This window comes from Winogradskyella sp. KYW1333 (genome assembly GCF_003335675.1).
GTDB lineage: Bacteria > Bacteroidota > Bacteroidia > Flavobacteriales > Flavobacteriaceae > Winogradskyella.
The window spans coordinates 546,032-557,357 of record NZ_QPHL01000017.1 but is presented as its reverse complement, the minus strand read 5'-3'; the positions used below and the strand labels follow the sequence as shown (position 1 = coordinate 557,357).

General features: G+C 33.2%; 11 protein-coding genes and 1 riboswitch. Of the genes, 7 read left to right on the top strand and 4 right to left on the bottom strand.

Going from position 1 to position 11,326, the window contains the following annotated elements:
• From leuB to DUZ96_RS12285, 4 genes are read right to left on the bottom strand one after another with little or no spacing between them, the layout of a single operon-like run.
• The gene (leuB, locus tag DUZ96_RS12300) at positions 1-1,119 is read right to left on the bottom strand and encodes a 3-isopropylmalate dehydrogenase (protein ID WP_114302227.1); all 1,119 of its coding nucleotides are present in this window, start codon (positions 1,117-1,119) and stop codon (positions 1-3) included.
• A gap of 8 nt (positions 1,120-1,127) precedes the next feature.
• Positions 1,128-1,718, bottom strand: coding sequence for a 3-isopropylmalate dehydratase small subunit (leuD, locus tag DUZ96_RS12295; RefSeq protein ID WP_114302226.1), 591 nt, complete (start codon positions 1,716-1,718; stop codon positions 1,128-1,130).
• Positions 1,718-3,100: a 3-isopropylmalate dehydratase large subunit gene (leuC, locus tag DUZ96_RS12290; protein ID WP_114302225.1), complete on the bottom strand. Its 1,383-nt coding sequence runs from the start codon at positions 3,098-3,100 to the stop codon at positions 1,718-1,720. The genes leuD and leuC overlap by 1 nt, the downstream gene beginning before the upstream one ends.
• Positions 3,101-3,103: 3 nt before the next feature.
• Positions 3,104-4,279 (bottom strand): 2-isopropylmalate synthase, encoded by a 1,176-nt coding sequence (locus DUZ96_RS12285; protein ID WP_114302224.1) that lies wholly within the window; start codon positions 4,277-4,279, stop codon positions 3,104-3,106.
• A gap of 147 nt (positions 4,280-4,426) precedes the next feature.
• On the opposite strand from DUZ96_RS12285, the gene DUZ96_RS12280 reads away from it, so the two are divergent.
• The 7 genes from DUZ96_RS12280 (at position 4,427) to DUZ96_RS12255 (ending at position 11,322) form a co-directional block, all read left to right on the top strand.
• Complete coding sequence (locus DUZ96_RS12280; RefSeq protein WP_114302360.1) at positions 4,427-5,974, top strand: hypothetical protein; 1,548 nt, start codon at positions 4,427-4,429, stop codon at positions 5,972-5,974.
• A gap of 103 nt (positions 5,975-6,077) precedes the next feature.
• Positions 6,078-6,202, top strand: a riboswitch (SAM riboswitch).
• Positions 6,203-6,323: 121 nt separating this feature from the next.
• Positions 6,324-7,622, top strand: a complete 1,299-nt coding sequence (locus DUZ96_RS12275; protein ID WP_114302223.1) for an O-acetylhomoserine aminocarboxypropyltransferase/cysteine synthase family protein — start codon at positions 6,324-6,326, stop codon at positions 7,620-7,622.
• 79 nt (positions 7,623-7,701) lie between these two features.
• Positions 7,702-8,154: an OsmC family protein gene (locus tag DUZ96_RS12270; protein ID WP_114302222.1), complete on the top strand. Its 453-nt coding sequence runs from the start codon at positions 7,702-7,704 to the stop codon at positions 8,152-8,154.
• A 7-nt stretch (positions 8,155-8,161) separates the two neighbouring features.
• Positions 8,162-9,169 (top strand): alpha/beta fold hydrolase, encoded by a 1,008-nt coding sequence (locus DUZ96_RS12265; protein ID WP_114302221.1) that lies wholly within the window; start codon positions 8,162-8,164, stop codon positions 9,167-9,169.
• A gap of 143 nt (positions 9,170-9,312) precedes the next feature.
• The gene (locus tag DUZ96_RS12260; RefSeq protein WP_114302220.1) at positions 9,313-10,560 is read left to right on the top strand and encodes an FAD-binding oxidoreductase; all 1,248 of its coding nucleotides are present in this window, start codon (positions 9,313-9,315) and stop codon (positions 10,558-10,560) included.
• 151 nt (positions 10,561-10,711) lie between these two features.
• On the top strand, positions 10,712-10,834 hold the full coding sequence (locus DUZ96_RS13170) for a hypothetical protein (protein ID WP_258774388.1): 123 nt from the start codon (positions 10,712-10,714) through the stop codon (positions 10,832-10,834).
• A 152-nt stretch (positions 10,835-10,986) separates the two neighbouring features.
• Positions 10,987-11,322 carry an arsenosugar biosynthesis-associated peroxidase-like protein gene (locus tag DUZ96_RS12255; RefSeq protein ID WP_114302219.1) on the top strand — a complete coding sequence of 112 codons (336 nt, stop codon included), beginning with the start codon at positions 10,987-10,989 and terminating at the stop codon, positions 11,320-11,322.
• Positions 11,323-11,326 lie beyond the last annotated feature (4 nt).

Sequence of the window (11,326 nt, the reverse complement as noted above, 5' to 3'; positions counted from 1 at the left end):
TTAAATAATTGTTGATTGACCTAAATGAATATTCATGAAATTTAGATTTGTCTCCTTGGGATTAAAGATAAAATCTTCAATGAAATCACCAACAATTGAAGTTGTCACTTTATCTGACGCTGGATTAATATCTGGTGTTGAAATTTTAAGTTTTAAAGATTTTTCCACACCAGCTCTTATTAATTCTGCTTCTGTATTTAAATTAAAATGATCTAGCAACATTGCTGCGGATAAAATTGAGGCAATTGGATTCGCAATTCCTTTTCCCGTAGCTTGAGGGAAGGATCCGTGTATAGGTTCAAACATGGAATATTTGTCTCCAACAGATGCCGAAGCTAACAATCCTATTGAACCACCAATAACACTAGCTTCATCACTTATAATATCGCCAAACATATTCTCAGTTAAGATAACATCAAACTGCTTAGGGTTAAGAATCATTTGCATGGCCGCATTATCTACAAAAAGAAAATCTAAAGTTACCTGACTATACCCCTTTGCAACCTCTGTGACTACCCGCCTCCATAATCGAGAACTTTCTAGCACATTTGCCTTATCAACCAATGTAACTTTATGGTTTCTAGTTTGTGCAGATTTAAATGCCAAATGTGCAATACGCTCAATCTCTGGTCTTGAGTATTCACACAAATCTGACGCAATATTTCCATCATCACTAAGTTCTTTCTTTCCAAAATAAATTCCACCAGTTAATTCTCTATAAATAGAAATATCCGTGCCCTCAATTATTTCCTTTTTTAAGGGTGATTTATTTAATAAAGTTGGATACGCCTTAACTGGTCTAATATTTGCATAAAGCCCTAACTCTTTTCTCAATTTCAACAAACCCTGTTCTGGCCTAACTTTAGCTGAAGGATCATTGTCATATTTAGGATGACCTATGGCACCAAATAAAACCGCATCACTAGATTTACATAAATCTAATGTTTCTTTGGGTAAGGGATCGTTAAACTTGTCAATTGCAACAGCTCCTACATTCGCTTGAGTAAACTGAAAATTATGATTGTATTCTGAAGCAATAGCCTTTAATGCCTTAACCGCTTGGTTAGTTACTTCTGGCCCTATACCATCACCTGGTAATAATGCTATTTTTAATTTCATCTAATTCTTTAAAATATTTTTTGAGCTTCAAAAGCTTCAATTAATTCTTTATTATTAACAAGGTAATCAATGTCATCATAACCATTGATCATGCAAGTTTTCTTATATGGGTCTATTTCAAATTTTTCTGAAATATTTTTTCGTTCAATAGAAATTTTTTGCTCTTCAAGATTAACTTTAATAACTGTTTCTGGATTAGACTCAATTTCGTTTAAGATGTCACTCAAAAAAGGTTCAGAAACTTGAACAGGTAGTAGTCCGTTATTTAATGCGTTTCCCTTAAATATATCAGCAAAAAAACTAGAAACTACAACTTTAAAACCGTAACCAACAATGGCCCAAGCAGCATGTTCCCTGCTAGATCCGCATCCAAAATTATTTCCTGCGACTAAAATACTTCCTTTATAATCTGAATTGTTTAAAACAAAACTAGTATTTACAGAACCATCCTTTTTATACCTCCAGTCTCTAAAAACATTATCACCAAAACCCTTTTTATCAGTAGCTTTTAAAAATCGAGCAGGTATAATTTGATCAGTATCAACATTTTCTATATTCAACGGAATAGCTGTTGACCTAAGTGTTATAAACTTCTCCATTAATTTAAATGTTTTGTAATATCAATTATTCTTCCTTCAACAGCTGTAGCAGCTGCCACTAACGGACTGGCCAATATGGTTCTTGAACCTTGACCTTGTCTACCTTCAAAATTTCTATTAGAGGTTGACACGCAATATTCACCTTGAGGAATTTTATCATCATTCATAGCTAAGCATGCAGAACAACCAGGTTGTCGTAATTCAAAACCAGCATCATCAAAAATATCCTTTAGTCCTTCTTTAATTATTTGTGCTTCTACTTGTTTACTTCCTGGAACTAACCACGCAGTAACATTATCTGCTTTTCTCTTCCCTTTCACATAATTAGCGGCAACTCTAAAATCTTCAATTCTAGAATTTGTACAGCTACCAATAAACACATAGTTAATTGGTTTATCAATTAAACTCTCACCAGCTTCAAAATTCATATATTTCAATGACTTTTTAAAAGACAGGTTGTTTTCAACAGGTATATTACCATTGATTTTTATTCCCATTCCTGGATTAGTACCATAGGTTACCATAGGCTCTATATCCTCAGCATCAAAGAAATACTCTTTATCAAATTTTGCATCTTTATCTGTTGGTAGAGTTTTCCAATATTCTAATTTTTTGGTTAAATCATCATCTTTTGGTGCAAACTCTCTTCCTTTTACATATTCAAAGGTAATTTCATCTGGCGCAATCATTCCACCTCTTGCCCCCATTTCAATACTCATATTACAGACCGTCATTCTACCTTCCATACTCATTTCTTCAAACACGTTTCCCGCATATTCGCAGAAATAACCCGTACCAGAATTTGTGCCAAGTTTTGATATGATATAAAGGATTACATCCTTAGGAAGAACACCTGGCTTTAGCTTTCCATTTACAGAAACTCTAAGACTTTTAGGTTTAGTAAGCAACAAACATTGACTAGCAAATACTTGAGCTACTTGACTTGTACCAATACCAAAAGCAATGGCTCCAAATGCTCCATGAGTTGATGTGTGACTGTCTCCACATACCATTGTCATTCCTGGTTGCGTAATACCTAACTCCGGAGCCATTACATGCACTATTCCATTATATTTATGGCCTAACTCGTATAATGTAATATTATTGGCTTTACAGTTTTCTGAAAGTTGTTGTAATTGTTTCCTTGACAACTCATCTTTAACTGGTTTATCTTGATTCAGGGTTGGTGTATTATGGTCGGCAGTTGCAACTGTTTGGCTTGGCCTATAAATAGGAATTCCTCGCTCTTTCAATTCATTAAAAGCTTGAGGACTCGTAACTTCGTGTATTAAATGCTTATCTATGTATAAGATCTGAGGACCATTTTCAATATTACTTACAACATGAGCATCCCAGACTTTATCGAATAATGTTTTTCCCATAGCCTATGCCGATATTATTTCGTTATAAACTCTACTCGTTTCTATAATTTGATGAATATCATTGTCATCTATTTGTTTTTTTCTATCAGCAAAACTTAAAAAGTTACTATAAACCTCATCTAATTGAAGTTTTGTTAATTCGTAACCAACTTTTTTAGCTCTGTATGCTAAAGCAGCTCTCCCACTTCGTGCAGTAAGAACAATAGCAGAGTCAGTAACACCAACATCTTTAGGATCAATTATCTCGTAAGTCTCTCTATTTTTAATCACACCATCTTGATGTATACCAGAACTATGTGCAAAGGCATTAGCACCAACTATAGCCTTATTAGGTTGGGTATAAATACCCATATTATCACTCACCAATTGACTAATGCCATATAGCATTGATGTATTAATATTAGTATCAAGGTTAAGATATGGATGCTGTTTCAAAATCATAACTACTTCCTCCAAAGCAGTATTTCCAGCACGTTCACCAATACCATTTATAGTACATTCTATTTGCCTTGCACCATTAATAACACCTTCTATTGAGTTTGCAGTTGCCAATCCCAAATCATTATGACAATGACAAGACAAAATCGCCTTTTCAATCCCCTTTACATTCTCCATGAGGTACTTAATTTTCGCACCATACTCACTTGGTAAACAATAGCCCGTAGTATCAGGAATATTTAAAACAGTTGCACCTGCTTTTATGGCAACTTCACATACTCTAGCCAAGTATTCATTATCTGTTCTACCAGCATCCTCAGCATAGAACTCAACATCTTCAACAAAAGACTTGGCATATTTTACAGCAACATAAGCTCTTTCTAAAATATCCTCTTTTGTAGTTTTAAATTTGTGAAGAATATGTGACTCAGAAGTTCCAATTCCGGTATGGATTCGTGGCTTCTTAGCTTTTTTTAAAGCTTCAGCTGCTACTTTTATATCATTTTCAACAGACCTTGTTAAACCACATACTGTTGCATTTTTAACAATTTTGGAAATAGCCTCAACCGATTTAAAATCTCCTGGACTTGATACTGGAAATCCAGCTTCAATCACATCTACACCTAAAGCATCTAATTTTGACGCAATGACAACCTTCTGTTCAGTGTTTAGTTTGCAACCTGGTACTTGCTCTCCGTCTCGTAAGGTTGTATCAAATATTTGAATATTGTTTTTTGACATTTATCAAAATAAAGTTTAGTATTGTTATACGAATTTATACCTTGAAACTTAGTTTGTATATTCCATGCCTTTTGATTTTACGATGTTCAAACTCAATAAAGTATATTATATATATGATAATCAGTAACATAAGCCATATTTCAATTGATAACTAAAGGTCAAAAAGACAACTTATTTTCACTGGTAAAATCCTTGAACAAGTCCGAAAAAAGACAGTTCAAGCTTTATGTAGGTAGACTAGGTGTAAATACAGACTCAAAATTCTTAAATTTATTCAACTTTTTAGATAAGGCTAAAGTTTATGATGAAGCTGCTATAATTAAGACAGGGATTGTTAAAAAACAACAACTCCCCAATGTTAAAGCTCATCTCTATAAGCAAATATTAATTAGTTTAAAGCTAAACCCATCACATCAAAATGTTCGTTCTCAAATTAGAGAACAACTAGATTTTGCCTCAATTCTTTATCACAAAGGATTATACAAGCAAAGTCTAAAAATTTTAGATAAAGCCAAAGATTTGGCAATTTCAAACGAAGAAAAAAATATGGCATTTGAAATTGTTGAACTCGAAAAAATTATTGAAGCCCAGTACATTACACGAAGTATCAGTAATCGTGCAGATGAACTTGCTATACAAGCTAAAGAGTTAAGCTCATTAAATGTTATTGCTTCGAAATTATCAAACCTATCTCTTCAATTATATAGCATAATGCTAAAAACCGGCTATGTTAAAAATCAAGATGAAAGCCAAGTTGTTACAAAATATTTTAATGACAGGCTACCAAAGATTGATTTCAAAAAAATTGGCTTTAGAGAAAAACTATGGTTATATAAAGCACATCTATGGTACAGTTTTTTAATGCAAGACTTTTTAAGTTGTTATAAGTACTCATCTAAACTTGTCGATCTTTTTTATGACAACCCCAAAATGATAAACCTAAACCCTGTATTCTTTTTAAAGGGAAATAATTACCTCTTAGAGTCAATTTTCTATTTGAGAAATAAACCCAAGTTTGTAGAGAAATTAAATCACTTAAAAGAAACGGTTGATAATACAAAATTTATTAAAGATCAAAATGTTTCTACATTGGTTTTCTTGTATACTAATTTTCATAGTATAAACCAGCATTTTATTGATGGGAGTTTTGAAGATGGACTAGAACTTATTCCTAAAATAGAAAACCAGTTGTTAGAATACAGCAATCGTATTGACCCTCATCATCAAATGATATTTTACTACAAATTTGCTAGTTTAGAATTTGGAGCTGGCAACAATAAAGCTTGTATAAAACATCTTAATAAGATTATCACTAACAAATCTCTATCAATGCGCGAGGATTTACTCTGTTTTTCTAGAGTTTTGAATCTTGTTGCTCATTATGAAGCAGGCCTAGATTATCATTTAGATTCTTTGTTGAGAAGCACCTACAAGTTCTTGATTAAAATGAACGACTTACATGAAGTTCAAAAGGAAATGATAAAATTTATCAGAGGCTTACAAGATATTTATCCACACGATCTTAAGAACGCATTTAAAGATTTACTAGAAAGACTTAAGGTTTATGAAGACCATCCTTTTGAGCGCAGATCATTTCTTTATCTTGATATTATTTCTTGGTTAGAGAGTAAAATTGAGAATAAAACCGTTAGTGAGATCATTAAAAATAAATATTTGACAAAATACGCGCCTTGATTTTCACGAATTCATAAAAAAAGCATAAAAACCAAAATTAAATTTGGATTTTAAATTTCTGTGATGCAATATTTGTACTCATAAAGTTCAAAAACTTACTGAAATGTTATCAAGAAAGGTGGAGGGATTAGACCCGATGAAACCTTAGCAACCCTCAGATTTACTGAGAAGGTGCTAAATTCTACTTAAACGAGCAAGTCATTTTTTGCAAGTTTGGATAGATAACTAAAGACCAATTACTCATCTGCAATTGGCTTATTTCTTTATAACATTTTTCTATTAAGTACGCTTCACAAGAAGCTTATTTGGCTTTTGGTTTAATTATTTATTAACTCAAAAACTTAGAAAAATGAGTACACAAAAATTCGCAACCAATGCGTTGCATGCAGGACACGATGTTGAAAAAAATGGCGGAACAAGAGCTGTTCCAATTTATCAATCAACAGCATACGTGTTCAATGATTCAGATCATGCGGCTAATCTTTTCGCATTAGCCGAAACTGGTAATATTTATACCAGAATTAACAATCCAACAAATGATATTTTAGAACAGCGATTGGCTACGCTAGAAGGTGGGATTGCTGCAGTAACGACAGCCTCAGGCACTTCTGCAATTGCAACTAGTTTATTAACACTATTGAAAGCAGGTGACCATATTGTTGCATCGAACAGTCTTTATGGTGGCACCTATAATTTATTGAGTGTTACATTACCTAGACATGGTATAACCACTACATTTGTGGATCCATCTAATCCTGAAAACTTTAATAGAGCAGCTCAAGAAAATACAAGAGCTTTCTTCATTGAGTCATTAGGAAACCCAAAGCTAGATGTTCTTGATATTGAAGCTATAGCTAATGAAGCAAAAGCATATAAGGTGCCTTTAATCGTAGATAATACCGTTGCCACACCGTATCTACTAAATCCAATAGAATATGGCGCTAATATTGTAATCCATTCATTAACAAAATACATTAATGGTAATGGTACAGCGTTGGGAGGCGTAATTATTGATGCTGGTACTTTTGATTGGACTAATGGTAAATTCCCAGAATTCACAGAACCGTCTGCTGGTTACCATGGTCTAGTTTATAGTGAAGCTCTTGAAGCTGCAGCTTTTATTGCTAAGGTGAGAATTGAAGGGTTAAGAGATTATGGTGGTTCTTTAAGCCCGTTTAACGCATTTCAGATCATCCAAGGATTGGAGACTTTAGAATTACGAATTAAGAAACACAGTGAAAATGCACTAGAATTAGCAAAATGGTTGCAAGATCAACCTGAAGTTACTTGGGTAAACTATCCTGGACTAGAAACCAGCAATTACAAGGTCCTTGCTGACAAATATTTACCTGAAGGACAAAGCGGTATAGTAACCTTTGGAGTAGAAGGGGGTTATGACGCGGCGAAGATTATTGCAGACAAAACAAAACTGTTCTCTCTTTTAGCAAATATTGGCGATACCAAATCGCTAATAATACATCCTGCTAGCACAACACATCAACAACTTAGTGATGAGGCACAAGAGAGCACTGGTGTAACCAAAGATCTTATTCGACTTTCTGTTGGAATTGAAAATATCGAAGATTTAAAAGCCGATTTAAAAGAAGCCTTTGCCGTTGTGAAACAGCAAATAGCTCTTCAAAACTAGCCTTTAGTGTTGTTTAGTTGAAACAAATGCGCTTTTATTAGGGCATCTGTTATAATTTAAAAATCTAAAAGACAGAAAAATGAGTAATTTACAATTTAGTGTTTCAGGAGTTAGTACTTCAGAAACAAAATTCATAGGAAATACAAGACAATTTACATTAACAGTTGACGAACCAGAAGCCTTGGGTGGCACCGACGACTATCCAAATCCAGTTGAGTATATACTAGCAGGATTTGCTGGTTGTATAAACGTGGTTGGACATGTTGTTGCGAAAGAACTAGGATTTACCATCAATAATTTAAAGATTGAAGTTAATGGCGAATTAAACCCAAATCGGTTTTTGGGAAGCTCTAATGTAGAACGAGCAGGTTTTAAATCTATTAAACTTCATTTAATCCCTGATACAGATGCAGATATTGAAACTTTAACAAAATGGTTACAGATAGTTGAAGACCGTTGCCCTGTTAAGGATAATCTTCAAAATTCAACACCAATTTCAATTGCGGTAGAAAAAGAATATAATATTTCATAAATCTATAATGAGTAGATTAAAACATATCAAAATTTCAAATTTTAAAACCAATTCTGGTAAGACTTCGGAACTTTCCTTGTCTTACCAGACTTTTGGTATTGATTTAGGAAAAGCACCGATTGTTTTAGTAATTCACGCACTTACCGGAAACTCTACTGTTATTGGACCAAATGGCTGGTGGAATGACCTGATTGGTGCAGATAAGTGTATTGACACTAGTACTTATACCATTTTGGCGTTCAATATTCCCGGGAATGGTTTTGATACTTCGGCAAACGATTTAATCGATAATTATAAAGATTATAACGCTAGGGATATTGCCAAAATTTTTGCTTTTGGAATTGAGGAGCTTGGTATTGATTCTGTATTTTCTGTAATTGGCGGTTCCGTTGGTGGAGGCATTGCATGGGAATTAGCAACACTAAAACCAAATCTTATTAATAACCTTATTCCAATCGCAACTGATTGGAAATCTACAGATTGGCTAATTGCAAATTGCCATATTCAAGATGCTATTCTAAATAATTCTAGAAAACCTTTAGAAGATGCAAGGATGCATGCTATGACTCTTTATAGAACACCTGAATCCTTTACCAAAAAATTTGAGCGATCAAAGAGAAACTCAAATTTATTTAATGTAGAATCTTGGTTAAATCATCATGGAAAGAGACTAAGCGATAGATTTATACTTTCTGCATACAAAATGATGAATCATATATTAAGAACTATTGACATAACCGAAGGAAGAGGTAATTTTATTGAGGTTGCACGTCAGATATCATCAAACATCCATATTGTCACGATTAATTCAGATCTATTCTTCAAACCAGAAGAAAACTGGTCTGCTTTTGTTGATTTAAAAGGCGTAAAGAACAATGTGGCAATTCACGAAATTAAATCTATCCATGGGCATGATGCATTCTTAATTGAATTTGACCAATTGGAAAGATTCTTGAATCCAATATTTAAAGTTAACTCAAGTACCATTATCACTAAGTCGAAATGTGTTGCTTAAGTTAATGTGCTATTTATCTCAAAAACCCAGACAGTCTTGTTTAGGTTTTCCAGTTTAGAATCAAATTCTTAATTAATGTTTTATTTAATTCAATTACAAAATTTATTTTTAGTTTATATTTATTAGGTGCGTGCGAATTAAATATGAGTAAAAATGTTGTTATTATTGGTGGCGGAATTATAGGTTTATGTTCAGCCTATTTTCTACTTAAGGAAGGTTATCAGGTAACTGTTGTAGATCAATCAAATCTAAATTCCGGTACTTCTTACGTTAATGCAGGATACTTATCTCCTAGTCACATAATTCCATTATCCGCACCAGGTGTAATGAAAAAAGGATTAAAATGGATGTTTAATTCTTCAAGTCCTTTATATATAAAACCTCGATTAAATTTAGATTTTTTTAAATGGGCATGGGCCTTTAACAAATCATGCAATGCAGATCATGTTACAAGATCTGCTCCATTAATTAGAGATATTGCTGTTTTGAGTCAGAAGCTCTTTGATGAAATAAAATCAACTGAAAAATTTACGGCACATTACGAGAAGAAGGGTTTATTTATGCTTTGTCAAACTCAAAAAATGTTAGACGAAGAACTTAAGCTTGTAGCAATGGCAACAGTACTTGGATTAGAAGCTAAAGGAGTAACACCCTCAGAAATTAAAGAATTAGAACCTAATGTAGAAATTGATACCATCGGTGGTGCCTACTTTAAATGTGACCACCACACCACTCCTCATGAATTTATGAGAGACATGAAGGACTATTTACATAAAGCAGGGGTTACTTTTTACCTTAATGAAAAAGTTGAAGACTTAGTGGTTGAAAAACAAAACATAAAAGCTCTTAAAACTAATAAACAATCCTTAAATGTGGATGAAGTCGTTCTTGCTGCTGGCTCATGGAGTTCATTATTAAGTAAAAAATTAGGTTTAAAATTGCTCTTACAGGCGGGGAAAGGTTATCGTATAAATACAGAAAAACCTACAGGCATAACGATTCCAGCCATATTAACCGAAGCAAAAGCGGCTGTAACACCTATGAATGGGTTTACACGTTTCGCTGGTACAATGGAAATTGCAGGAATTAACCATAATATTAATAAAGTAAGAGTTGACGCTATTGCACATGCAGCTAAACGTTATTATCCAACTGTAGAATTAACTCATTCAGAAAAAGAAATGGCCGCATGTGGATTACGCCCTATTTCACCAGATGGATTACCCTATATTGGAAAATCAACAAGGTGCCCTAACCTTACTATAGCTGCTGGTCATGCCATGATGGGCTGGAGTATGAGTACTGCAACAGGTCTTTTAGTTTCAGAGATTATCTCAAATAAAAAGACATCCTTAAATATTGATGGCTTTCATCCAGACCGAAGATTCTAGTATTAAAGGTTATTTTTTAGATTTAAAATCATTTAAGATATTAGCCTAATTCTCGAAATTTTTTATTAATAATAAATATCCTTAAAATAATATTGAGATTACTATACGAATTAATGAAAGTTGATGTCCTATGAATAACAAATAACAGTTTATGATAAAGGCAATAGAAGTTGCAATAAATGGAGTGAAAAATAATGAAGGTGGCCCATTTGGATATATAGTTGTAAAAGATGGTGAAATAATTGGCAAGAGAAACTGCTCTAAAAGTTTTTAAAAATTGGGAAGATAAAGAAGACAAAATTGATTATTAGTTTATTGGCAAACAACTTGTTTTATGAATATTGATATTTTCTGTAATCTTTAAGAATTAACTTCGACAAAAAATACTATCTTGATTTTTTGTAAAAACCAATAATAAACTAATCAATGTCTAAAACATATTACGACCCTGCAGACCTCAGGAAATTCGGCAAAATCAATGACTGGAGCGAAGAACTTGGAAACAAATTCTTTGATTATTACGGTAAGGTATTTGAAGAAGGTGCATTAACTGCTAGAGAAAAATCATTAATTGCATTAGCAGTCGCACATACAGAGCAATGTCCTTATTGCATAGATGCTTATTCTAAAGATGGATTAGAACGTGGAATTACCAAAGAAGAAATGATGGAAGCCATACATGTAGGAGCTGCAATTAAAAGTGGTGCAACCTTAGTGCATGGTGTTCAGATGATGAATAAAGTGAATAAACTTGATGGATAGTATT

Coding starts and splice junctions, on each gene's coding strand:
- DUZ96_RS12255 (WP_114302219.1), top strand. CDS start 10,987: ATGTCTAAAACATATTACGACCCTGCAGACCTCAGGAAATTCGGCAAA.
- leuC (WP_114302225.1), bottom strand. CDS start 3,100: ATGGGAAAAACATTATTCGATAAAGTCTGGGATGCTCATGTTGTAAGT.
- DUZ96_RS12285 (WP_114302224.1), bottom strand. CDS start 4,279: ATGTCAAAAAACAATATTCAAATATTTGATACAACCTTACGAGACGGA.
- leuD (WP_114302226.1), bottom strand. CDS start 1,718: ATGGAGAAGTTTATAACACTTAGGTCAACAGCTATTCCGTTGAATATA.
- leuB (WP_114302227.1), bottom strand. CDS start 1,119: ATGAAATTAAAAATAGCATTATTACCAGGTGATGGTATAGGGCCAGAA.
- DUZ96_RS12275 (WP_114302223.1), top strand. CDS start 6,324: ATGAGTACACAAAAATTCGCAACCAATGCGTTGCATGCAGGACACGAT.
- DUZ96_RS12270 (WP_114302222.1), top strand. CDS start 7,702: ATGAGTAATTTACAATTTAGTGTTTCAGGAGTTAGTACTTCAGAAACA.
- DUZ96_RS12265 (WP_114302221.1), top strand. CDS start 8,162: ATGAGTAGATTAAAACATATCAAAATTTCAAATTTTAAAACCAATTCT.
- DUZ96_RS13170 (WP_258774388.1), top strand. CDS start 10,712: ATGATAAAGGCAATAGAAGTTGCAATAAATGGAGTGAAAAATAATGAA.
- DUZ96_RS12260 (WP_114302220.1), top strand. CDS start 9,313: ATGAGTAAAAATGTTGTTATTATTGGTGGCGGAATTATAGGTTTATGT.